The following is a 23,015-nucleotide window of genomic DNA, read 5'->3' as shown; positions in this document are numbered from 1 at the left end:
ATTCCTTTAAATGTAATACATGATATTTAACTGCCTTCGAGAATCTCGCTCTTGACAAAGAGCCTGAAGTGAATGTTTTTGCAAGACCGCATTTGCTGCTTGACGAGCTTCTTGCCAAATTTCGTCTACAATCGAACTGTCTACACTTTTGGAATTGGTATCATCTTCACCTGGTTTGATATCCAACCCTTCTAAACATTCCAAAATCTCAAAAACGCTAATTTTCCAAGGTTCTCGCGCTAACAAATAACCACCTTTAGAACCACGCTGACTCTTAACTATACCCCCACGCCTCAAAGTAGCTAATAGCTGCTCTAAATAGCGATCAGGTATATCTTGTTGGGCAGCTATTTGTCGAATTTGCATCGGTTCACCGCTTTCGTAATGAGTTGCCATCTCTAATAATGCCAGAATTGCGTATTGAGATTTACAGGATAGTTCCACAAGCTGCAATTTAAGAATAAAGGATGAATTCTTGACACTCTCCGGGAAGACAGCCACGGAGATTCTTAAGCAGTCCAAAAACGGACTCTTAAAGGCGTAGTCAATGCGCCTCTAGTAAATCCAATGAGATTTAATCCCAATGTCGCCTTTACTTTTCTCAAGATATTCGCTGCCCCATTGCAGTCGGCATTGATCTAGAAATTATTAGCTGTACCATACAAGCCGCGTTGAACAAGCTTTCCTGATTCTTTCCACTTGTCGGGTTTTTCACCCTATTCAGGGAGTAAATCATTATCCACAAAGGAAGCTTTTGACGTATAACTTTCTTCAGTTTCTACAAACCTAATACCCTATTGGTCACACATTTGAGTGATCCGGTCTTTAAGTTTAGCCGTAGGGATTTTAACAAAGCTTTGATTAGTTTTCTTACCCAAATCAACCTCTTGTCTTTCTCCTTTGTTCCACCCAAGAACAATTGTCCCAATCCCTTGTTGTAAGCAGTGATTAATTAGTAATCTCGCTGCTTTGTTTACGGCATCACACATTTGGCGATTACGCTTCTCAGTCATAGCTGCTAGTCTATTGCTCCAAAATCCTTGAGGTTTGTTCTCCTTGATATTTGAAACTATCTTATTGCACCACTGATTGACAGATTTTACATGTTTCCCATCAACAATGAATGATGTGCCAACATTAGAGATGCAGGTTAACCAATTATTTATTCCTGGATAAATTCCCAAACATTTATCCAGGGTTAGCTGTGGTTTGCCCTCTGGTTGTGATTGACAAACAAACTCGGCATAAAAACAGCGATTACGGGGGAGTATCCTAACTTCTTTGATGTCTCCAAAGTTTAGGTGAGAAAGCATTTTTAGCCAAAACCCTTCCAGACCAAACCATATTTTGACAGTTGTACCCAAGGGAATTCTGATTTTATCACCTACTGGTTTTAGTGCTTGCATTGGATATGTTACTAAAGCGAAGAAGCCGCTTTTTCTGTACTTAGGCAGCTTGGCTTTGTTGGTCGACTCTCCTTTTTTATACTTTTTATCTAATGCCTTAAATGATTTAAAAGATTCAGCTACAGAAATCAGGTTTTGTTGTGCAACCTGGGAATACAAAACTTGGTAATGTTTGTTGCTTTTGTATTCGTTAATCAAGTCAAATTTTTTAACAATCTTGCCAATTCTAAAATATATTTGTCTGGCATAGTAAATACCAAAGTTGGTTAATGTATGCGATTCAGAACAAATAAATTCTAAAACTGCCTTTAGCTGTTGGTTTGTGTTAATCAGATTTTGACTGTACAAAAACATCACCTCCTCAACTAAAAAATTCTAATAATCTACCATTCAGTGGCTGAGGCGTAAACGCCTCAAGTGGCTTTCATTCCTTGCCTTAAAGGACTGTTAAGTTTTTCCCCCACGCTCCAAAACTTAATCTCAAGGGTTGTTAGCCTTTTCTCTTATAATTCATATTCTCTTATAATTCATACCCTCTCCAGTATACTCCGGTTTTCCACTGGGGTTTATAATTTTTTTCTACCCAAAATAAAAAACCCGCCTTATGGCGGGTAAAAAAAATGTTAACAGTGTGTCAACGTTCTCAGTCTAGAAAGTGAAGGTTGTTCTCAGAGTACCGATAAAGGTATCCTCGCTGTTGTTATTTTGTCCAGTAGAAGGCAACCAAATGACACCAGGGGTAACGGAAATATTATCCGAAACGCGATACTTATAGAAACCTTCAACTTGGTAGGGAATATCACCAGAGTTAGCACCACCACCATTGTTAAAGGAATAAGGTTGCGCGCCACCAAAAATCCCTAATACGTTACCTCTCTTACCAAAGTCAGGTAATGCTACCCCAACTCCATAACTCCAAGCTTCATAATTATCATTAGCACCGAAGCCTATGACATCGTGGTAAGAAACAAAACCACTGATCGAAAGTTTTTCACTAGGTGTGAAGGCTGCGGAAATACCGTAGGAGTTGGTAGAAGAGCCGTTCGTACTGCGTAAGTTGTTAGCTAGATCAGTACCAACAATAGCACCATCATCAAGTCCTGAGTCAAACAAGGTACTACGAGCACCAAAGTAACCATGTACATAGGTAGCAGCTAAAGCAATGCGATTACCAACATTAAAGTTTAACTGACCTAAAGCAGCATAGTTACCATCGAACAAGCCATTACCATCTGTAGGATCATTAGCTTCAGAAGCCAAGTAACCCAGAGTTAATGAACTTGGTTTGAGGATACTACCTGGTTTACCAAAGGGTACATTTAAAGCAATACCAGATCCACCACCAATCCGATAGATGGGATTTTCAGAAGCAAAGGTACTTAAAGCACCGTTACCACCATCAGTTTTATCGAAGAAGTAGGGGTTGTTAACAGCGGCATAATGGCTGTGTTGACCACCTGTAGCTGCTATGTAGACTTGTGCTGGACCTACAGGAGCTTCATAGGTCAGTTTGTCTATATTAACACTGTTAGCAGTATTGCCACTAACTTCAAAGGTTTGTTTGCTTTCTCCACCGTTGATAAAGCCTTTGGCATTACCCGCACTTAAACGGGTATTCAAGATATCTCTACCAGTGAAGCTGCTTTGCAGGTTCAGACGCACGCGATCTTGAAAAACGGTTTTACCCGCAATATCACCATTAAGAGCATCAGTAACGGCAAAAATAGCTTCACCTTGCAACTTGGTGGTAGTAGAGAACTGGTTAGCTTCTAACTCTGCTGTACGCGCTTCCAAAGCATCTACACGACCGCGCAGAGTTGCCAATTCAGCAGAAAATTCTTCTTGTAAACGCTGTAAAGTAGCTAAATCCTGTTTTGTGACCAAATCAGCAGTTGTTGTGGCTATCAATTCATTAACCCGATCTAAACAGGCATTCAAACCAGCCGCAAATTCATAACGGGTTAATGCCCGGTTACCGCGATATGTACCGTTGGGATAACCAGCAATACAACCATAACGCTCAACTAAGGACTGTAACGCTTGAAAAGCCCAGTCAGTGGGTTGGACATCGGAAAACTGAGAAACAGATGTTACTTGAGACTGTAAATTTTGACCTTCGTTGCTGTAGGGTTGAACTTGGGCTAAAACCCCAGAACTCGCGGGTACTTCAGCTAATACTTCAGGTTGTTGGACAACCTCTGTTACAACTTGTGTTTCTACTGTTGAAACTTCAGTGGTGGTATTTGGAGCGGCGATCGCTGCTCCCGAAAGTAACAACGTTGCTCCCAAAACTGCGGGGCTAACTACCAAGGATTTCCACAAGAGATTAGACATCTTTACTTTTACTCCTCACACCTTATAGATGACTGTTTTTACTGTTTTTGTAGTACCTATTTATCAGAAACGCCACATCTTGGTTTAACCTGTAAATGAGGTATAGCTGGCACTACTACAATTCTAGTTTTTACAAAGCTAATAACTGATTAACAAATCGTTAAAATTTTATGCGATTAAATTAACTTATGTAACAGCCTCTACATTCCATTCTATAGTTCGATATTATATCATAAGATTGAACAAATGATCAAGATTACAATTTAGCTAAAAATATAAATAAAGAAAGTGATCCAATTTGGGATATTGGACTTACCCGTAAGGGATTCAGACGTTTGGGGTTCGGCGAAAGCTGAATCTATCCGTATAACGATTGTGGATTGATGCCACGGATAAATGAAGCGGAGGATGGAGAGGCAGGGGAGGTGGGAACTTAACTAGACACCGAAAATGCGTGTATTTCTGCGCTAGTAAGAGTTGTAACTAAAAACCTACACATTTAGGATGCGCCCTCAAAAAAAAGAGAACTTACCCATAAAAAAACTATCCGCCCTAAATTTAGATCAGATGATCTAATTTAGGGCGGCCTAGCGGGTCTTCAGCTTGCAAGGAGACTGCCGGAAGGAAGTCCGAGTTTTAGCCTAGCTAGATGATCTAACTGAGTATCTCAGCATAACTAAGGCTAACTTCTTAGAGAACAGCCCCGGCGCACAGCCGACTAACTGCAAGCTGATGACCCACGCGTATACTACTTTCTATCATGGGCATCACCTCCTTATTGCCTAAACGGTCTTAGTTTCAAAAAGGCAGAGTGAAAAACTCTGGGTTTGTAACCTTCAATTACTATAACACATCAAATTTGCTTGGCAATATTAACAATTAAAAAACCCCAGCCAAGTAGCCGGGGGTAACTTAAAAAATGATGAATGCTAAAGGAGTTAATTAATCCATCATCTAATTAGAGAGCGTTACCACGAGGTAATACCTCCTCAGGGAATACAAATTGTTCGTGGGGTTGATCTTGAGGAGCCATCCAAGCGCGGATACCCTCATTCAGCAAAATATTTTTGGTATAGAAAGTTTCAAACTCTGGGTCTTCTGCTGCCCGTAATTCTTGGGAAACGAAGTCATAAGCCCGTAGGTTTAATGCTAAACCCACAATTCCTACTGCACTCATCCACAAGCCTGTGACTGGGACAAACAACATGAAGAAGTGTAACCAACGTTTGTTAGAGAAAGCAATTCCGAAAATCTGTGACCAGAATCGGTTTGCTGTCACCATGGAGTAGGTTTCTTCCGCCTGGGTGGGATTAAATCCGGGGAAGGTATTGGAGCCTTCGCCATCTTCAAACAGGGTGTTTTCTACTGTTGCACCATGAATGGCAGATAGCAATGCACCACCTAATATTCCGGCTACACCCATCATGTGGAAGGGGTTGAGTGTCCAGTTGTGGAAACCTTGTAGGAATAACAAGAATCGGAAGATTGCTGCTACACCAAAGCTGGGTGCAAAGAACCAGCTAGATTGTCCCAAGGGATACATCAAGAAGACGCTGACGAATACGGCGATGGGGCCTGAGAAGGCGAGAGCGTTGTAAGGACGAATCCCTACTAGTCTGGCAATTTCAAATTGGCGCAACATGAAGCCGATTAGTCCGAATGCTCCGTGTAGAGCAACGAATGGCCATAGGCCACCTAGTTGAAACCAACGAGTTAAGTTACCTTGAGCTTCAGGTCCCCAGAGTAACAGTAGGGAGTGTCCCATGCTGTCTGCGGGTGTGGATACTGCTACTGTGAGGAAGTTTGCTCCTTCTAGATAGGAGGATGCTAATCCGTGGGTGTACCAGGAGGTGACGAAGGTTGTACCGGTTAGCCAGCCACCTAGTGCTAGGAAGGCGCAGGGGAATAGTAATATTCCTGACCAACCTACGAATACGAAGCGATCGCGCTTCAACCAGTCGTCTAGTACGTCAAACCACCCTCTTGACTGGGCGCGTCCAACTGCTATGGTCATTAGAAAGAATCTCCAAATGTTTATAAGTACAGGTTTTATATGCTTATAGGTGGCTATACCACCTATAAGCAGAAAGTTAACCGGGTTGTTAATCCAGTTTACAATTTTTCACGTTCTTTAATCATAATAGGTGAAAATCTCTAATTTTTCTAGGGACGATGGAAAAAATTTCATCTGTGAGACACCTGTGATCCTTCCAGAGCAATGAAACAACGATATAAAACGAAATCTCATAATTCTTGTCGCCCTTTCACAATCAACACCGAATCAACCAGGTAACGCTAGAATTAGTCCTACAGTCAGTGAAATGTGATTAATTCTAAATGTTTACCATCGACTTAAGCATCAAAAATACTGCTTTCCCGATATCTGTACAACGTAAGTCCACTGAAGATGCTGAAGCTGTTTATCAGCTGATTCTGGCAGCAATGCGTTCTGGCAATCCTGATATTGTGGAACTCAAATGCGAAGGCAAAACAGAGAAAAAAATTGCTGTCCGTGCTAGTGAAATTTCGGGAGTACAAATTGTGCAGAAAGATGGTACCGCCGTTGGTGGCGCTAGACCACCTGGATTTTTCGCCTTAGCCGCTGAGTAAACAAGGTGTACAAATGTCGGCAGTAGGCATCGAAGTTAATAATTTAAACTTCTTATGGACAAATGGGGAGCAAGCAATCAAATCTTGCTCTCTCAAAGTCCCTAAAGGCGAATTTTGGATGCTTTTGGGTACAAACGGCAGTGGCAAATCAACTCTTCTGAGACTGATAGCAGGGCTATTGGCTCCCCAATCTGGCGAAATTGGCATTTCACCTCCTGTGGGTTTTGTCTTCCAAAATCCTGATCATCAATTAGTTATGCCTACTGTTGGATCTGATGTGGCTTTTGGATTGGTGGCAGAAAAATTGCAGCCCGCTATGGTGAAAGCTAGGGTTGAGGAAGCTTTAGGGGCAGTTAATTTATTGTCCTTGCAAAAACGACCGATTTATGCGCTTTCTGGTGGACAAAAACAGCGCGTGGCAATTGCTGGTGCGATCGCACGTCACTGTGAAGTCCTATTGTTGGATGAACCCACTGCTTTATTAGATCCAGATAGTCAACTAGACTTGGTAGCTGGTGTTCGTAGTCTGGTTAAAAGTCGCGGTATCACAGCTTTGTGGGTGACACATCGCTTAGATGAGCTAAACTACTGTGATGGTGCTTTTTTCTTAGAAAGAGGTTCTTTAGTCGATTATGGTGAAGCGGAGCGTCTTAAACAGCGATTGATAGAATTACATAGCGAACCATCCTGAAGAAAATTCCACAAATTAATCATTCATTAGTACAAACATCTTTTGCTATGTTCATCTACTAAACTTCAGCACTAAAAATCAATACCCAGATGCCAAAGAACAGCTTTTTGTATAGGTATCTGGGTTTTCAATATGGAATTTTGACAACTTGGAAAAATTAATTATTCAATTCTCTGAAATTCCTACAAACCTGATTTTTGGTACTGTTGACCATCTCTTACTTCTGTCTTAAGGTTTATTTTTGCCAAAAGAAGATTTTTTTATTTTCTGTAACATAGTGTTACAGGCGATGCTTCAATTACTATAAGTCTTATGAATGATTTTTGTTAACTCTAGATAATTGTCATTAAAAACCATGCCCCCTTCCATCATCCCATCCATTTTGTTAGTGGATGGCTACAACATTATAGGTGCTTGGCCTTGCTTGAAAACAACTCGTGATGATGCCGGACTAGAGGCAGCACGCGGCGAATTAGTGGAAGCTATAACCAATTATAGTGCCTTCCAAGGGTATGAAACTCAAATAGTTTTTGATGCCCAATATCAAAACACCGCCAGCAAGAGAGAAACTATCACAGACTTTCTCACAGTTCATTACACAGATTTTGGACAAACCGCAGATACCTACATCGAAAAGGCTTGTGCGGGTTTGCGTCACCAAATAGCACAATGTTTAATTTACCGTGTAATTGTTGCGACATCAGACCGAGCGCAGCAGTTGATGGTTCAGGGGTATGGTGCTGAATGGTTATCAGCACAACAACTATGCGGTGAAGTAGATTCTACGGTTTGTCAGATGCGTCACAGATATCAACCACACAAACAATCCAAAAGGAGATTTTTAGCTAATGCCATAGACGCTAACTCCAGGCAGAAGTTAGCACAACTGAGGATGGGATTGTAGATGACAACATCAAGAAATGGCTGGATTACTCTTTTGGAGTGGCTTTGCACTGCGAAAAAGTATAAGAAATTATTATATTTTAGCAGCCTGCAAAAAAAATCAAAAACTAAATACAAACAAATTTCCCAAAGTAGTTGACATCTTCTATTTTTCGGTTTAATGTAATTGTTGTAAGCCTTCCTCAGTAGCTCAGTGGTAGAGCGATCGACTGTTAATCGATTGGTCGCTGGTTCGAATCCGGCCTGGGGAGTTTAAAAAAATCATGCATAAAGTTATGAAGGGAGAAACCAAGAATTTCATAATTGCTTGATGCTTTTGACTTTTAAGCATACTCAGTGATGCGAAAATCGTGATTAAGCCTTGACTGAGTCAAATTACTTTACTGTAATTTCAATTAGTTAAAGTACAGAGTTTAAACTTAGGGTGTAGGGTCTGGGGAATACCATAATTATATTCAGGGTTTTCAAGTCAGGACATTATATTTCTGGTGCTGTACGTCTTGAACTACATTTTTTTCTTCTCCATCACAAAAAAATGAGGGGATTGTACCTTTTAGGTTGTGGAACAAACGTCTTCCCCTACATCCCACACCCTATTTTCAGTCATCAACTTGATTGTAAAAGTAGCTGATTTCACAAATGAAATTTGATAAAATGTTTGCCTAAATTGCAGATAATGACCCCTAAGTCATAACCATTAAAGATAATAAGAATAATATTCATAATGGAGAAAAATAATTTATTTTCAGGCTTATAAGATATTGATATCTATGTTATTGTAGGGATAGGAATCAAAAAAAATGAAAGTTCACAAAACTTCAAGTAGAAATTGATGTAATCTCAACCAATTTCTTTTATTCTGGTAAATCCACGTCAAAACATTTATCTTTTCTTTAGGTCAAGATAAAACCAGATGAATGAAAAGAGTTACCCTCGTAACAACTTGAAGTCAATCAGAATTGCTTTGAGTATGTGCCAATAAAAATTGGCTAACTAGATAACATTATCTATCAGATTAGATTACCCTTGGAGTTTGGGAAGAAAGACTCTTTGAGGCTGTCTGGTACATATAGAGTCATCAGAACTGTTAGCGACTTATACCAAGTCTAAATGAGTGTAGATAGAACTGTAGAATAAAGAACATGGAAGATAAAGACTCATGAGGAAGCAATGGCACGCCCTTTCAATCTAGAAGTTCAAGAAAGTGCTGAGTATTTGTCAAAAAGCCTGAAAAATGCGCGGACAGCATTAGACAAAGAACGTTTACAAATGCTGTGGTGGATAAAAACAGAACAAGTAACCCAGCATCAAGAAGTGAGCCGAAGATTGGGCAGAGATGGGTCAACAATAACAGGATGGTTACAAAGGTATGGAAAAGGAGGACTATCTTCTCTTTGAGAGGTAAAAACTGCGCCTGGGGCAACTCCTTTAATACAAGGTGAAATGCTATCACAACTAATATCAAAGTTAGAATCCCCCCAAAGGTTTAGCAGTTATAGGCAAATTGTGGAATGGCTAGAGCAAGAATGGCACGTCCAAGTCAAATACAAGACAGTTTACAGTTTAGTGCCCTACAAACTAGGGGCAAAGTTGAAAGTACCTCGACCCATCAGCTCATCACAAGATGAGCAAGCTATAAACCTTTAAAAAAAAACATCCCCCTTGCCTTGGTAGCTTTAGAGAAACTATTGGGTGGGGGAAAACGACTGAGTTACCTGTGCCAGGACGAAACCAGATTAGGTTTGAAGACCGAAACTGGACGAGTGAGTGATTACGGCTCGTGGTGTTAAACCTGTAGTGAGGGTGCAGTGGCCACGAAAAGCATTTTGGCTTTATGGAGTTATTGAACCCACCTCTGGATGGCATTTTTGTCAGGAATATCCTCATCTAAACAGTGAAAATTTTCAGAAATTCTTGGATGTCCTATCTCAAGAATTAGGTTCTGATATGGGATTAATGCAGATGGATCAAGCTTCTGCACACCAAGCTTTGGCACTGTCTTGCCCTGAAAATATTATTCCCATTTTTCAACCATCTCACTCTCCTCAACTTAACCCCATGGAGCGATTATGGCAGTTTATTAAACGTCAGTTCAAAGGTGAAAGTTTCTCACATCTCGACCAATGCGTCAAGGAGTTCAACATGAATTAGCTCAATTATCTTCTGAGGTCATCTCCTCTTTGACCAGTTATGATTTCATCCTTGAAGCTCTGTTTCACCAAGCTTTATTCTGTGCAGCCTCATAGAGAATTCGTATTACCACAAGTAAGAAAAAGTATTTTTAACCGTGAACAATGATCACAATGGGATTTATCCTCCTGTATCAATCACGGTGAGATCTATTGATTCTGAAAAAATCTCTACAAGCAACAGCCATATAGCAATTTCCCAGAAATTAGGAAAATCATTTATTGGACTGGAAATGAGAAGTTTTCGACAGCCATGACCAAGCAAAATCGCATGAATTGTAGCAATCATTGAGAGTAAAATGCAATGTTGGTTGATTGGGTGGTTCAGGGGGAAAGTCTGCAAAAAGCTTAATCCCTATTGTAACCACTCTCCAAGAATAAACATCCTCTGAGGATGCCGTGACAATAAGCGATAATGCTGAATTTCAGCTGTTAAATAGTTCTTGATTAGGGTATGTGGATTTCTCCTAAACAAATTTCCCGTATCCATATCTTGTGTTCCTGAAAAATATAAATGTGGTTTTGGTAATGCTTTGAGTATATCTTAAGTCGCTATACCAATTCTGCCTTCTAATCGAACAACATCTCAAACCAAGTTTCAGACCTATCAACAAAATATATTGTAGGAAAACTCTCATCATGGCTATTGATAAAAAAATCAGACAGATTGCTTTTTACGGTAAAGGTGGTATTGGTAAATCTACCACTTCACAAAATACCCTGGCTGCTATGGCAGAAATGGGTCAACGCATATTAATTGTTGGTTGTGATCCCAAAGCTGACTCTACCCGTTTGATGCTTCACTCCAAGGCTCAAACCACAGTATTACACTTGGCTGCTGAAAGAGGTGCTGTTGAAGATTTAGAACTCCACGAAGTCATGTTAACCGGTTTCCGTGGTGTTAAGTGCGTAGAATCTGGTGGTCCAGAACCAGGTGTAGGTTGTGCAGGTCGTGGTATTATCACCGCTATTAACTTCTTGGAAGAAAACGGTGCTTACCAAGATGTTGACTTTGTATCTTATGACGTACTAGGTGACGTTGTATGCGGTGGTTTTGCTATGCCTATCCGTGAAGGTAAAGCTCAAGAAATATACATCGTTACCTCTGGGGAAATGATGGCGATGTATGCTGCTAACAACATTGCTCGTGGTATTTTGAAGTATGCTCACACTGGTGGTGTGCGTTTGGCTGGTTTGATTTGTAACAGCCGTAACGTTGACCGGGAAATCGAATTAATCGAAACCCTGGCAAAACGCTTGAATACCCACATGATTCACTATGTACCTCGTGACAATATTGTTCAACACGCAGAATTGCGTCGTATGACCGTTAATGAGTACGCACCTGATAGTGATCAGGGTAATGAATATCGGACATTGGCTAAAAAGATTATCAACAACAAAAATCTTACCATTCCTACACCTATTGAAATGGAAGAATTAGAAGAATTGTTGATTGAGTTTGGTATTCTTGAAAGTGATGAAAACACAGAAAAGCTGGTTGGTAAGTCAGCTACTGAAGCACCAGTAAAGAAATAGTACTAAAAAGTAATTAATGATTTACTTTGGGGAGGGTTACTCCCACCCTTTCCCAAATTTATTCAGATGTGAAAATTCAAATAGGTTTTTTCACATCTAATTTGTATTATTTAGGCAATATAAACCCACCACCAGAATTATATCTTATTGAGTTATGTAAATTATAAGCCTTTCTGCTTTCCTGTTTTAACCCGAGATGCTGCCTGAATCTAGTTTCCATTCATATTTGACTAATTCCTGGTAACTTGTTTCCTGAATCATCATTTGCTCGTACAGTTTAAGTAGAAATATCTGAGCTTGTTCACGAGATATCTGGTGTACTTGGTCGGCAACAATTCTGAGGCTAAATTCTTGTTCTAAAGATAATTTCATAGGCTGATTCATCGCTGGCGCCTATACCCAATTAGACCAAACCTAAAGCATCTATACTAGGTATTTAAGTTTTAAGTACTCATACACCCATTGAGTTTGAGGGTATTACCTTATTGAGGGGTATCGTCCATGAATTTTAGGGTTTACGAACTTATATAAATAAGTATAACAAGTATAACGAATTATTTACAATAATGATGTGATGAGACTCAGATAAACATGAAAAAAGACGATCAACTTGTGATAGAGTACGTTAGTCCTGAAGTGATACAGTTGATTAAGGTGTATGCGGTGGTTAATAACTACACACAGGCAGAGATATTGGGGCGTATTGTTGTGGAGTGGCAGGCGCAGCAAAGGTTAAGCGAAAAACCTCGACGGAATGAGGATGAGTAGGTTTAATGAACTACTTAATCTCCTAGCTGTTCCGTGGAGGAGAAATATTTCAAGTGTGAAAAACTACTGTTAATAAGGGTAGGAAAGCAAATAGAAAGATATGCCAGGATTGTAATTGAGCTTCTGGTGTTGTTTCTGGTGGTGTTAATAAAGCATCTATTCTTTGTTCTAACCGATCAACTCCAGAAGAACCCAAAGCTGCACAGCACACTTCTGATGCTAGGGGTTGACTATTTACGACTAATAACAAAGATTCTGCTAATACCAACGGATCTACTTGGGATGCTGCATAACTGTCAGCTCGTAATTCCCGCAACATTAACAGTTCTTGCCATAAGGATTCTGTATTGGGCAAACAAGCAGTGCAGGAACGCATCCAACCTAGCCAAAAGAACCAGAACGTATCCCTATACTGATAATGCCCTTGTTCGTGTGCTAAGACACTTTCTAGGTGGGCTGGAGAGAGTGTGTCTAGTAATCCTTGACTAAGTACTAGTTCTGGTTGCCAAAAACCCATTTGACCGGCAAATAAAGCCGCTGTTTGTAGGAGTCTGACTTGTTTACCAGCTAGATTTATTTGTGGACATTGACGGGCGGATTTAATGGATTTCCAGCCCTGAAAGGTGAGTTTGATGCCTAAGATGTTGAAAAGTACCAGGAAGATTAAGGCTAGTAGATAGCTGGAGGAGTTGGTATACATTCCTCCCATTTTCCCTTGTGTACCCATGCAAACTACTGCTGTTGCTGTCATGAAAATGAGTAGGGGGGGAAAGAGGAATAAAAATAGCGTTCGCTCCCATCGTAAATGCCAATTACCTTGGGGTATATTAGCGAAGTATCTTAAGCTGTAGGCTACGGTTACAGCAGTGAGAATCATTAGTAGATGCATAATTTTATTTTTCTCCCCTGGCTTCCCGTGCGGCTTGAATGCGTTTAGCGATCACTTCTATTTGGTCACTAGCAGCTTGATCTAAACTATCAGCAAAGGCGGCAACAACATCAGGATTACCCACTGCTAAAAATCTCTGTAACTGTTCATGTGCCTTAATCATCTCTGCTTGTTGCTTAGTTAGCAATGGCCGCCAATAGAATGCTTTTCCCTGTTTGTCGCAAGCTAACCAGCCTTTTTCAGTCAGACGACGGAGGACAGTCGTAACGGATGTATAAGCTAATTCGCGGTTAGGATCAGCCAGAATGCGGTCGTGTACATCTTTTACTGTAGCTGAACTCAGTTCCCAGACGATGCTGAGAATTTCTGCTTCTAAGGGACCGATGGATAATTGTTTAGGCCGATAATCGGGTAAAGGAGCCATGTCGATAATTTTAGCGAGGATGTTCTTTATATTTTTAGATTACAAGTTGACTGTCATTTTGCTCTAATTTAAAGATGAAGGTTTCGCGTAAAGACGGAATCTCCGTTACGAGATCCCACAGGGTAGAAGCAAAGGCCAAAAGGAAGAATATAGATTAAAACATTGTATCTATCGGCGGAATAAGTAGGGGTAAGAGAAAAAAAGAAAAAGTTGAGGGTGGGACACAGGGCGTTATAAAATATGAGACATGAGGCAAAAAATTTTAGCAAAAGACTTATCACAAACAGAGTTGGTGCAAAGCATTGAGGGAAAAGGAATTTCAGAGGAATCCATGGGTCAGAAAGTAGAGATATTACTGAGTCTAATAGAGCAGTTACAATCAGAAGTTAAAGAATTACGGGCAGAAAATCAAGGGTTAAGAGATGAAAACAACCGATTGAAGGGAGAAAACGGTCAGGCAGAGATAAAAGCCAAGAATCAAAAAGGCTTCACAAGTAATCACTCATTGGAGAAAGAGCGACAAACACCAAAAAAGGACAACAAAGGCAGTAAGAAGGCTGGGATTAAAATAGACAGAGAAGAAATACTAGAATATCCCCAAGAATTACTGCCAGCAGAGGCGCAGTTCAAAGGGTATGAAGAAGTAATCATCCAAGACATCATCCTGGCAACCGATAACGTACTATTCCGGAAAGAGAAATACTACTCACTATGAGAAGGAAAAACCTATTTGGCAGAACCTCCTTGGGGTTATGAGGGAGAATTCGGTCTAGGAATAAAAACCTTGATTATCAGCTTGTACTATGGGGGCAACATGACCCAAGGCAAGTTGTTAGAGTTCCTAGAGAATATTGACTTGCTCGAGCATTTTCAACTACCAACTAAATGGCAAAACCCTCTCCAAGTATTACCTCAAGAAACTGTGTTGAGTGAGGCAGAGTTTCATACCCTACTGGATATACATCTGCTTAAACTGGGTTCACAACAACGGACTCGGATTATGGAAGCAGCAGCTATTGCTTTCTATCATCAACAAACTGATTGGCCAGTGGTGCAAACTCTGGTCTGTGATGATGCTCCTCAATTGAAGTTACTGACTGATAATATCGTTTGGTGTTGGGTAGATGAAGGAAGAAATTATAAGAAGTTAAGTGCGTTTATTGCTTGTCACCAAAAGGTTTTAGATAAATTCCTGGATGATTTCTGCAATTACTACCGAGACTTACTCCCTTGTCAAGATTCTCCCAGTCAGCAAACGGCAGATAAACTCCGGTATAAGTTTTGGAAGTTGTTCCACACTGACAGTGGTTATCAACAATTGGATGAGCGAAAACCATTAACTCTGGTCAAAATTTCTGAGTTGCTTTATGTTTTAGAGCATCCTGAATTGCCTTTGCACAATAACCCGGCTGAGTTAGCTGCTAGAACTATGCTATGTATGGTGCAGCGAGGTAATATTAGTGATGCCACTCAGACTCTCGAAGGGACTCAGGCCTGGGATACTTTTATGTATCTTGTTGCTACTACTCGTAAGTTGGGAATTAGCTTTTTTGAATATATTCGTGACCGCATTTCTAAGGTTGGGAATATTCCCTGTTTGGCGACTACTTTTTACGAAAAATCTGCTCTCAATCCTTTTGGTTGCTCATGGATGCCTGAATAACTTCTTCCGCGAAGTATTCAGGGGATACAAAATTCCGGCATAAATATATTAAAACTTCTGTAAACTTACAACCCATATTCCGCAGTTCGATAAGTGGCATAAATAAACTACATTTACAGGGAATTCAGAACTATAGTTTTTTCGAAAATTCAGTAGCCATGAAAATATAAATTATGCACGTCAAAGTTCCAGCTTTCTCATTGTGTCAAAAAAAGCTAGTTAGACAACAATGTTTAATTTGAATTTTTCAATCACTTATGAAAATACAAGACTATGCAATAGTGAATTAGAGATTTGAAAGCTCAGAAAATAAATAATACCTTTGACAAGCTGTAGCTAGAAATTGGAAAATTCGACAACGTTCCTCTGTCAAGTTCAGAATCCTATGGATTATTTGTGTCATCAGAAAATAAATCCCTTGAAAACATACGCCAGTTGCTGCCTCTTTCAGAGGACCTTCCCTAACAAGTCGGGGCACTAGCCCAACGCACTGGCTCTGAAATGTCCAATAATTCTTGTCTTAAATTATTTAGGCAATTATTATACTCTCCATGCAAATGCAATGAGGTTGAACCTAAATGGGAATATTTGGTTGCTACTCCATATTCTTTTACTACTTCTAAGGCAATTATTAGGAAGAATTCAGTTAATCCATATTTGTATAGCTTATCCATTACTCTGCCTATTTTATCATCATTTAAATCTTCCCCTTCAATTCTCGCTCCTAATAAATGTTCTATGGCTTTTCCCTCAAAGAATTGAGGAAATAAACATCATAGTCTCCATAGGAGATCTAGTCCATAATGATTGCTTTGACTATTTCTCCTGCATTCACTTTCTCTCTACTCTCTATTAAGAATATCTCATTGATTCTTTCTACAATTCCTATGTCATCTATTATTCCTGTTATTATTCCCAATTGATCTAAGTTCTTACTCTTAAACTCTTCTTTTTAGTAATTCATATCTTTGAGTATTTTTACTTAATTCAGGCTCCTTTACATTCATTTTCTCATCTTTTATCCTGGATTTATTCTCAATACCCCACTACCTGAATCCTTACGTATTGTCTATTTTTTCTACTATTTAAAGTATGTGTTTACTACGTAGCTTTTTGTAAGTTTTTTGCATTGTAGTGTGTGTATACTTCAAAATGAAGTGCACAATGTGGGTTACATTAGCTCAATGAAAGGATACACAGAAATGACACAGAAACAGATTGCAGTATCTTTATATAAGCAAGACTATTTACTCTGGATTGAAGATATCGTCTAACAAGTTACGGAATAGGGATATTGAGGATTTGGATTTTAAGAATTTGATTGAAGAGATAGAGAGTTTGGGGCGATGCCTGCAGCAAGCGTAGCTATCGCAAAAACACGAGCTTGAAAATCGACCCGGTTTTTTCTATGTTTTCGATTAGAAGAAATTATACAAAGTCAGAAAGCTTAAAACCTTGCTTAGTAAGCTTTCTATAATTTCTTAGTAATTATGTATCAATTAAGAGATAGAGTTTTGTACTGTTAGTTGGTGACATGAAGTAGGTAGAATATAACCGCAGTAGTAGTATAGAGCAGGTATATCTAGCCCGTGAAGATATTTGTATATCATACTCCAGAATTAACCCCAACTGATGAAGCGCCAGAATGCGCGATCGCCGTCGATGTCTTGCGAGCCACTAGCACAATGGCGACAGTTTTAGCGGCTGGAGGCGAGGCGGTGCAAGTCTTCAGTGATTTAGACCTACTAATGGAAGTTAGCGAAAAATGGCCTGCTGAAAAACGATTACGGGCTGGAGAACGAGGTGGTGGTAAGGTAGATGGCTTTGAATTGGGCAATTCTCCCCTAGATTGCACCGCAGAACTGGTAGAGGGGAGGCGCTTATTTATTAGTACCACCAATGGTACTCGTGCCTTACAACGGATACAAGATGCCCCGATCGTCCTCGCAGCTGCTTTAATTAATCGAGCTTCGGTGGTGCAGTTTCTCCTAGAAAAACAACCAAAAACAGTCTGGATTGTTGGTTCTGGCTGGGAAGGCAGTTTTTCTTTAGAAGATACCGTTTGTGCTGGTGCGATCGCTCATAGTATTTGGCAACAAACCAACTCTTCCCTCGAAGAATTAGCTGGTAATGATGAAGTTGCGAGTGCGATTGCACTTTATTCTCAGTGGCAAAATGACTTATTGGGATTATTCCACCAAGCTAGTCATGGTAAGCGATTATTACGCCTGCAATGTTTAGAAGATTTAAAATATTGTTCCCAAACTGATATTTTGGATGTTCTAGCTATACAGCATGAACCAGGTGTTTTAAAAAGTCAAAATAAATAACTAAAAAGTTATTGTTTCTAGTTTTATTGTAAGAATTCAGGAGTCAGTAATCAGAATGTTTGAGAAATTGGTGAATTATCAAATAAGTAGGTAGACACAAAGAAACATAACTATGTAGCAAAATGTAAATTACTTGAAACCCTTGGGATTCCTTGATTCCCCTTTGCTGCATTCGCCATGACATAATGACATAGTTATAAATTTTTCCGCCCACCTACTTAGGTATTTTTGGCATTAGCCTGAAAAAGCTGATTACTGAGGCTGTTCGCGTAGCGTGCCGTTAGGCATTAGCTGAATGCTTACGTTTTATTTACCCCATTCTAGATAGAATTTTAGAATGGGGTAAATTTTAATTTTAGAGATGTAAAAATTTGCTAATAACATCAGTATTTTCTTATTTATCTACTTTACTTGGTAGATTATGATATGACACCAGCCAAATACTAACCCTGTAATACCTAATTATCCTCAATTTCTACCTGGCTGAATGCTTACGAATTTTTACCAAAAACTCGACAACTGCACACCTAACCAACCCGAAAAATTTTCTTGCTGAGTAGTATTAGGATTTTTTACTGGCCGCAACTGATATTTAGTCGGATGTTCTTTTCCTAAACTTACAGAATAGTTACGCAATTCATCTTGATGGAAAACCGTGATTTGGATAGTATCGTAAGGTTGGTAATCGTGCAAACGATCACTCAACTGGCTTGTTCCTACCTTAATTCCATCAATTGCTAATAACTCATCACCAGCATCAATTCCCACAATGTTTGCAGGGGACCCCATTTCCACAAACTTAATTATTTCTCGTCCATATTCAGTTTTTATTTTCACACCCAAATAAGGTTCTTGTTCAGATTCTTCTACCAATTGCAACCCAAAAGGTTCTAAATAATCATTAAAAGGTAAATCATCTAGTCCATGAATGTAGCTTTTAAAGAAATCCGATAAATCCATTCCAGCCACAGATTCAATGACTTCTTGTAGTTGTTCTGGAGTATAACCAATTTCAGCCTTACCAAATTGTTCCCACATTTTCAGCATAACATCATCAAGAGAAAGCTGATTATGATGACGAGAACGAATCAATAAATCCAGCAATAGCGATACCATTTCGCCCTTCAAATAGTAAGAAATTTGGGAATTAGCACTATTAGCATCTGGACGATAAAGTTTAATCCAAGCATCAAAACTGGACTCAGAAAGATGTTGTACGTTTCGTCCTGGTGTTAATTGATATTTGGTAATTTCTTGATCTAAATGATGAAAATAAGATTTGATATCATAAATTCCTGCCCGGAAAGGAATTATCAAATCATAGTAACTTGTGGTTCCCTCACAAAACCAAAGAGACTGTGTATAGTTCTCTTGATCATAATTAAAAACCTCGAAATCTTTGGGGCGAATTCGCTTCACATTCCACAAATGGAAAAATTCATGCGCTACTAATTGAATAAAACGTTCATATTTATCTTTCAGACGAAATCCAAACCGATGATAAAGTAATGAACAGGAATTTTTATGTTCTAATCCACCATAAGCTTGGTTGAATAAATGCAGCAGAAACACATACTTTTGATATGGCAAATCGCCAAATATTTCTGCTTCATATTCAATAATTCTCTTAAAGTCCTCTAATATCTTTTGGGGTTTACAGTTTCCCTGTCCCCAGATTGCTAACTCATGAGGTTTTCCCAATACCTCAAAATTAAACAATTGATGGTTACCAATCTCAAAAGGAGTATCAACAAGAGTATCAAAATCCGCAGCTAAAAAAGTATTAGTTTCTTCAGTAATTGATGATAAACCTGTCGTTATTTGCCATTCAGGGTTTGGTGGGACAATGGTAATATGAATTGGTTGTTCTTCCCAACCAGGAATTCGTAAAAACAGCGCCGCACCGTTAAAATAACCATGGGTAGCATCCAAATGATTTGTGCGTACTGACAACTCATTTGCAAAAACGCGGTAACCCAGAACTACTTCAGAAACATCTCCCTTTTCAATTTGCCAATGATTTTTACTAATTTTTCGCCAATTTAAAGGTTTAGACCCAGCAAAGGCAGCAAAGTTTTGTAAATTCTTAGCGTATTCTCGCACCAAGTAAGACCCTGGTGTCCATACTGGCATTTTCAAATCAAGAATTGGTAATGGGTAGCCTACAAGATGTAAAGTCACCTCAAACAGATGATTTTCTGGTTGGGGCATTGCTACCCAGTAATGAATTGCTGGTTCAATTTCCTGAACTTGAGTTTTCAAACTAACTGCTATTAGTTCAATCATCTTGTGTGCCAAGTCTAGAGTTATTAGTTAATGGTCAACACTTTATAGATAATAGTTAATAGTCAATATGCTATTAACTCATCCTACATCTACAGTCAGTACAGACTAGAACTTATTAGCCAAATTTTCAAGCTGTTTGAAGTTAATGACATAAATAGACTGGCTAGTAGGAACACATTTGATCCATCCTCTTTCATGAAGTTTCTCCATAATTTTGGTAGTTTCATCTAAGCTGATTTCGGCTACTTCTGCCAAATCTTTAAAAGGGATATAATAAATTTCCTTGCCTTGATCTGACTCCTGACCATAGTTATCATTCAGGCTAACTAAAGTATGAGCGAGTTTAACCGCTGGTGGTGAAGACCGCATTTGTAAGCGCATATTTATTTGCCTTACTCGTCGCACCATCAGTTGCAGCATTCGGTGATGTAACTGTGCATCTTTAAACAAGATTTGGATAAAACGTTCTCTGGAGACAGTCAACAATTTAACTGGAGAAAGGGCAACAACATCAGTTGAACGTGGGGATTCATCTAAAACCGCCATTTCACCAAAGAAATCGCCCCGACCCAAAATGGCTATTGTCACAGAATTATCGCCATTGGTACGCCGGACTTTCACCCAACCAGAAATCAAGAAATAAACTGCGTTACCCCAAGCATCTTCCATTAAAACTGCTCGTCCAGATGGGTACTCGTGTTCAACGGCTATGTTGAGTAGGCATTCTAAAGTTTGGGGACTGGCTGTACTCAACAAGGGGAAAAGATCGCTAAAAACCTCGGTTTGCATGAAAGAAATATTCACAAGGAATTAAGTCAATAGCGGAAAACTAAGTGTGTCAATTTTAGTTTCTTCACAGTTAATACTTACCATATCTTAATATGGCATAAGTTACTGGTGCAAGGAGACTGGGGTATGGGTGTAAGAGTGTAAGGGTGTAGGGGAGCAGAGGGGAAAATTTCAATGCCCAATGCCCAATGCCTAACTTCCATTAGATATAACTTTGAGCTTGGAATCTTGCAATCCAAAATTCAGTTATTGTTGAGTTCTTAAGGTTTGGGCGGCAAGATAGATTTTTGTCCATTCGCCTAAGACCTGATGGGTTTTTAGTTGTAAATTTTGGGCTATGGCTTCTATGGAGTCACCTTTTTTCAATAGATTGAGGATCTGTTTGCCCAGAGAAGTTAATTTTTCCTCCATTTGTTGCCATTGATGTTGTGTTAGACCTAAGTTGTGTTCTGGTAAGGAAATGGAGAGCCAGTTATCAACAAGTTCTGGCTTGCCTTTAATAGCAAAAACACGCACAGCATGATAGCTGATTTTTTCTCTGAGTCGGTATACTTTTTTAATGGGCTTATTTAATCTTTTGGCAATTTCTTCTTGAGTTTTCCCTTGGAGATATAATTGCAGCCAGTCTACTGCCTGTTGACCTAAGTTTTGCAGTAAGTATTGCTCAAATTCTTCATATACAGCTTGACGTAGTGATTGTTGTTCTTCTAGTTTTTGTGCTTCTTGATATTGAGTGATCGCTTGATTATCTACTAGGTTGAGTGGATTGTCTGTATCTTCTGTAAGCACTTCGTCAGAAACAAGTCTGATTAAGTTGTTAGTAGGAACTTGGGTTAATCCACCACGCTGAATGCGGCGTAGATAATTCACAAAGCGATACACTAATAGGGCTTGGTTACGCACTGGACGCAAACAATATTCTTCTATGGTGGCGAACAGTAAAATGTCCTGCAATCTTCTATCTGTGGTAATCTCCGCGATGGTGGACATTTCCTGCTGCATATATGAGTCACTTTGCAGCAGCTCTTGGAGGACTTCTTGTAATACGTCCATGACACTGCGCTGGCGATCGCGACTGAGAGCAACCCACCTCTGAATTTTATTTCTCAGGGTCATCACACTACCCAATCGACTGAGTAGGTTACGATAAGCGCGTTCTCGCCCCATACCTAAGTATCGCTGCTGTAAGATCCGCCAGCGATATTCCATTGCTTGTTTGGCAATTTCCAATTCTTTTGAGTTGAGTAGATCAAATCGCTGTAAGTCTGCCCCCAACAACCAAAGCATAATACTTTGTCTAATCGCCTCACTTTGTTCTGGACATTCCGCTGCGAGTCGCTGTTGCCAGTATTGCGCCAGTTTTGCGGCATCATTTTCCATAGTGAGATTGCGTTCCTCGAAGCTCTGCTTTAAAGTGTGCATCACAACCGCCATCGAAACCTATAGTTATTAACTACTAGTTTTCCCTGATCTGATAAATACTCAATCCACTTCTTCAGGAAATTTGTGTACTGATTTTCTAATACGTCTTACTCTACTCAAATCATGCATGAATATCTCAATAAGGTCGTTTAATTTCCCATTTATGGGGTAAAAATTATTAATTACTAGTTAAGACGTATATTTTCTATGTAAGTTTCAAGTTTTTCTAATGATTTTTGAGGTACTTCTTTACATTTATTGGTATTTGTTAGACAATACTATTAGTAAAGTTGCTTGTAAATTTTTTAAGCTGCCTAAAAGAGTAACTGTTGTATTGATACTCTCGCAGCCAAAGGCAGTTCTCAATAGTGAAATTGAGAACTCAAGTTAATCACAGGTTGAGATTTTTGAGTCGAAATACAGTTAGTTTATCCACAAAGGTTAGAAATTTACCTTGCTGAACGGGAAAAGCTCCTTGTGAATTCAGTATTAGAATACTAATATAAATAGGCTGTAGGTGTAATGTGACCGAGATCACTGAGTTTAAGTAATTCCTTTGGGCGATTTCCGCAATACATGGAATATCGCTAAAAGTATGAATTTTTCATGAACTAACACTTCCGATACTAAGGTAAGTAAGTTCCTATTGAGGAAGCAAGAGGTGAGTCAGCGCGGTCTTGGGACGCCACTGGGCTGGACGGGATTCCCCCAGGTTGCGACTGACTGACGTATCGCTAAAGCGTTCGCGCAGCGTGCCGGAGTATAACTCTCA

Annotated in this window: 22 protein-coding genes, 1 tRNA gene and 1 pseudogene; 13 read left to right on the top strand and 11 right to left on the bottom strand. The window is 39.5% G+C overall.

Annotated features, from left to right (window positions below; translation table 11 throughout):
- Window positions 1–6: 6 nt before the first annotated feature.
- The 4 genes from AAZO_RS17980 to psbD all read right to left on the bottom strand — a co-directional run bounded on the left by AAZO_RS17980 (window position 7) and on the right by psbD (window position 5,754).
- Window positions 7–444 (bottom strand): RrF2 family transcriptional regulator, encoded by a 438-nt coding sequence (locus tag AAZO_RS17980; protein WP_013192329.1) that lies wholly within the window; start codon window positions 442–444, stop codon window positions 7–9.
- A gap of 350 nt (window positions 445–794) precedes the next feature.
- Entirely contained in the window at window positions 795–1,760 is a 966-nt protein-coding gene (locus AAZO_RS35605) for an RNA-guided endonuclease InsQ/TnpB family protein (protein WP_338027211.1), read from the bottom strand.
- Between the two features lie 294 nt (window positions 1,761–2,054).
- Window positions 2,055–3,740, bottom strand: coding sequence for an iron uptake porin (locus tag AAZO_RS17970; RefSeq protein ID WP_013192328.1), 1,686 nt, complete (start codon window positions 3,738–3,740; stop codon window positions 2,055–2,057).
- A gap of 958 nt (window positions 3,741–4,698) precedes the next feature.
- Window positions 4,699–5,754 carry a photosystem II D2 protein (photosystem q(a) protein) gene (gene psbD / locus AAZO_RS17965; protein WP_013190434.1) on the bottom strand — a complete coding sequence of 352 codons (1,056 nt, stop codon included), beginning with the start codon at window positions 5,752–5,754 and terminating at the stop codon, window positions 4,699–4,701.
- 323 nt (window positions 5,755–6,077) lie between these two features.
- Here psbD and AAZO_RS17960 point away from each other — a divergent pair, with 323 nt between their 5' ends.
- The 8 genes from AAZO_RS17960 (at window position 6,078) to nifH (ending at window position 11,672) form a co-directional block, all read left to right on the top strand.
- Window positions 6,078–6,350: a UPF0367 protein family gene (locus tag AAZO_RS17960; protein WP_013192327.1), complete on the top strand. Its 273-nt coding sequence runs from the start codon at window positions 6,078–6,080 to the stop codon at window positions 6,348–6,350.
- A 13-nt stretch (window positions 6,351–6,363) separates the two neighbouring features.
- The gene (locus AAZO_RS17955) at window positions 6,364–7,041 is read left to right on the top strand and encodes an ABC transporter ATP-binding protein (RefSeq protein WP_013192326.1); all 678 of its coding nucleotides are present in this window, start codon (window positions 6,364–6,366) and stop codon (window positions 7,039–7,041) included.
- A gap of 355 nt (window positions 7,042–7,396) precedes the next feature.
- Window positions 7,397–7,945: an NYN domain-containing protein gene (locus AAZO_RS17950; RefSeq protein ID WP_013192325.1), complete on the top strand. Its 549-nt coding sequence runs from the start codon at window positions 7,397–7,399 to the stop codon at window positions 7,943–7,945.
- A gap of 178 nt (window positions 7,946–8,123) precedes the next feature.
- Window positions 8,124–8,195 (top strand) — tRNA-Asn (locus AAZO_RS17945).
- Window positions 8,196–9,114: 919 nt separating this feature from the next.
- Entirely contained in the window at window positions 9,115–9,342 is a 228-nt protein-coding gene (locus AAZO_RS34160; protein ID WP_041640488.1) for a helix-turn-helix domain-containing protein, read from the top strand.
- 45 nt (window positions 9,343–9,387) lie between these two features.
- Window positions 9,388–9,591, top strand: coding sequence for a winged helix-turn-helix domain-containing protein (locus tag AAZO_RS43990; protein ID WP_049790750.1), 204 nt, complete (start codon window positions 9,388–9,390; stop codon window positions 9,589–9,591).
- Between the two features lie 120 nt (window positions 9,592–9,711).
- The gene (locus AAZO_RS17935; RefSeq protein WP_144031327.1) at window positions 9,712–10,095 is read left to right on the top strand and encodes a transposase; all 384 of its coding nucleotides are present in this window, start codon (window positions 9,712–9,714) and stop codon (window positions 10,093–10,095) included.
- A gap of 677 nt (window positions 10,096–10,772) precedes the next feature.
- Entirely contained in the window at window positions 10,773–11,672 is a 900-nt protein-coding gene (nifH, locus tag AAZO_RS17930) for a nitrogenase iron protein (protein ID WP_013192322.1), read from the top strand.
- A 186-nt stretch (window positions 11,673–11,858) separates the two neighbouring features.
- On the opposite strand, the gene AAZO_RS17925 is transcribed toward nifH, so the two are convergent.
- A complete protein-coding gene (locus tag AAZO_RS17925) occupies window positions 11,859–12,056 on the bottom strand; it encodes an NblA/ycf18 family protein (RefSeq protein WP_013192321.1) in 198 nt (65 codons plus the stop codon).
- Window positions 12,057–12,284: 228 nt separating this feature from the next.
- On the opposite strand from AAZO_RS17925, the gene AAZO_RS35600 reads away from it, so the two are divergent.
- Window positions 12,285–12,440 carry a hypothetical protein gene (locus AAZO_RS35600; RefSeq protein WP_187289676.1) on the top strand — a complete coding sequence of 52 codons (156 nt, stop codon included), beginning with the start codon at window positions 12,285–12,287 and terminating at the stop codon, window positions 12,438–12,440.
- A 49-nt stretch (window positions 12,441–12,489) separates the two neighbouring features.
- Here the strand turns inward: AAZO_RS35600 and AAZO_RS17920 are convergent, their stop codons facing one another.
- Entirely contained in the window at window positions 12,490–13,329 is an 840-nt protein-coding gene (locus AAZO_RS17920; RefSeq protein WP_013192319.1) for a M56 family metallopeptidase, read from the bottom strand.
- Window positions 13,330–13,333: 4 nt separating this feature from the next.
- Complete coding sequence (locus AAZO_RS17915; RefSeq protein ID WP_013192318.1) at window positions 13,334–13,753, bottom strand: BlaI/MecI/CopY family transcriptional regulator; 420 nt, start codon at window positions 13,751–13,753, stop codon at window positions 13,334–13,336.
- 247 nt (window positions 13,754–14,000) lie between these two features.
- On the opposite strand from AAZO_RS17915, the gene AAZO_RS17910 reads away from it, so the two are divergent.
- Both AAZO_RS17910 and AAZO_RS31220 read left to right on the top strand, forming a co-directional pair.
- Complete coding sequence (locus AAZO_RS17910; RefSeq protein WP_041641372.1) at window positions 14,001–14,468, top strand: hypothetical protein; 468 nt, start codon at window positions 14,001–14,003, stop codon at window positions 14,466–14,468.
- A gap of 15 nt (window positions 14,469–14,483) precedes the next feature.
- The gene (locus AAZO_RS31220) at window positions 14,484–15,416 is read left to right on the top strand and encodes a hypothetical protein (protein WP_228371274.1); all 933 of its coding nucleotides are present in this window, start codon (window positions 14,484–14,486) and stop codon (window positions 15,414–15,416) included.
- Window positions 15,417–15,928: 512 nt separating this feature from the next.
- Here AAZO_RS31220 and AAZO_RS34150 read toward each other — a convergent pair.
- A pseudogene (locus tag AAZO_RS34150) lies at window positions 15,929–16,335 on the bottom strand (DUF4277 domain-containing protein); the annotation flags it as partial.
- A gap of 299 nt (window positions 16,336–16,634) precedes the next feature.
- Here AAZO_RS34150 and AAZO_RS42750 point away from each other — a divergent pair.
- Together AAZO_RS42750 and AAZO_RS17895 are read left to right on the top strand one after the other, a co-directional pair.
- Window positions 16,635–16,781 (top strand): DUF29 family protein, encoded by a 147-nt coding sequence (locus tag AAZO_RS42750; protein ID WP_338026924.1) that lies wholly within the window; start codon window positions 16,635–16,637, stop codon window positions 16,779–16,781.
- A 224-nt stretch (window positions 16,782–17,005) separates the two neighbouring features.
- Window positions 17,006–17,746 (top strand): 2-phosphosulfolactate phosphatase family protein, encoded by a 741-nt coding sequence (locus tag AAZO_RS17895; protein WP_013192317.1) that lies wholly within the window; start codon window positions 17,006–17,008, stop codon window positions 17,744–17,746.
- 501 nt (window positions 17,747–18,247) lie between these two features.
- On the opposite strand, the gene AAZO_RS17890 is transcribed toward AAZO_RS17895, so the two are convergent.
- From AAZO_RS17890 to AAZO_RS17880, 3 genes are all read right to left on the bottom strand, one after another.
- Window positions 18,248–20,032 carry a M61 family metallopeptidase gene (locus tag AAZO_RS17890; RefSeq protein WP_013192316.1) on the bottom strand — a complete coding sequence of 595 codons (1,785 nt, stop codon included), beginning with the start codon at window positions 20,030–20,032 and terminating at the stop codon, window positions 18,248–18,250.
- Window positions 20,033–20,137: 105 nt separating this feature from the next.
- Entirely contained in the window at window positions 20,138–20,821 is a 684-nt protein-coding gene (locus AAZO_RS17885) for a Crp/Fnr family transcriptional regulator (RefSeq protein WP_013192315.1), read from the bottom strand.
- A gap of 246 nt (window positions 20,822–21,067) precedes the next feature.
- The gene (locus AAZO_RS17880) at window positions 21,068–22,255 is read right to left on the bottom strand and encodes a HetZ-related protein 2 (RefSeq protein WP_013192314.1); all 1,188 of its coding nucleotides are present in this window, start codon (window positions 22,253–22,255) and stop codon (window positions 21,068–21,070) included.
- Window positions 22,256–23,015: the final 760 nt, after the last annotated feature.

Source organism: 'Nostoc azollae' 0708, assembly GCF_000196515.1.
GTDB classification, from domain to species: domain Bacteria; phylum Cyanobacteriota; class Cyanobacteriia; order Cyanobacteriales; family Nostocaceae; genus Trichormus_B; species Trichormus_B azollae.
Note: the sequence above shows the minus strand (reverse complement) of the source record. Positions and strands in the feature narration are given on the sequence as shown.

Coding starts and splice junctions, on each gene's coding strand:
- AAZO_RS43990 (WP_049790750.1), top strand. CDS start 9,388: ATGCTATCACAACTAATATCAAAGTTAGAATCCCCCCAAAGGTTTAGC.
- AAZO_RS17915 (WP_013192318.1), bottom strand. CDS start 13,753: ATGGCTCCTTTACCCGATTATCGGCCTAAACAATTATCCATCGGTCCC.
- AAZO_RS17910 (WP_041641372.1), top strand. CDS start 14,001: ATGAGGCAAAAAATTTTAGCAAAAGACTTATCACAAACAGAGTTGGTG.
- AAZO_RS17970 (WP_013192328.1), bottom strand. CDS start 3,740: ATGTCTAATCTCTTGTGGAAATCCTTGGTAGTTAGCCCCGCAGTTTTG.
- AAZO_RS17960 (WP_013192327.1), top strand. CDS start 6,078: ATGTTTACCATCGACTTAAGCATCAAAAATACTGCTTTCCCGATATCT.
- AAZO_RS17880 (WP_013192314.1), bottom strand. CDS start 22,255: ATGGCGGTTGTGATGCACACTTTAAAGCAGAGCTTCGAGGAACGCAAT.
- AAZO_RS35605 (WP_338027211.1), bottom strand. CDS start 1,760: ATGTTTTTGTACAGTCAAAATCTGATTAACACAAACCAACAGCTAAAG.
- AAZO_RS17890 (WP_013192316.1), bottom strand. CDS start 20,032: ATGATTGAACTAATAGCAGTTAGTTTGAAAACTCAAGTTCAGGAAATT.
- AAZO_RS17885 (WP_013192315.1), bottom strand. CDS start 20,821: ATGCAAACCGAGGTTTTTAGCGATCTTTTCCCCTTGTTGAGTACAGCC.
- psbD (WP_013190434.1), bottom strand. CDS start 5,754: ATGACCATAGCAGTTGGACGCGCCCAGTCAAGAGGGTGGTTTGACGTA.
- AAZO_RS17920 (WP_013192319.1), bottom strand. CDS start 13,329: ATGCATCTACTAATGATTCTCACTGCTGTAACCGTAGCCTACAGCTTA.
- AAZO_RS34160 (WP_041640488.1), top strand. CDS start 9,115: ATGGCACGCCCTTTCAATCTAGAAGTTCAAGAAAGTGCTGAGTATTTG.
- AAZO_RS17955 (WP_013192326.1), top strand. CDS start 6,364: ATGTCGGCAGTAGGCATCGAAGTTAATAATTTAAACTTCTTATGGACA.
- AAZO_RS17925 (WP_013192321.1), bottom strand. CDS start 12,056: ATGAATCAGCCTATGAAATTATCTTTAGAACAAGAATTTAGCCTCAGA.
- AAZO_RS17950 (WP_013192325.1), top strand. CDS start 7,397: ATGCCCCCTTCCATCATCCCATCCATTTTGTTAGTGGATGGCTACAAC.
- nifH (WP_013192322.1), top strand. CDS start 10,773: ATGGCTATTGATAAAAAAATCAGACAGATTGCTTTTTACGGTAAAGGT.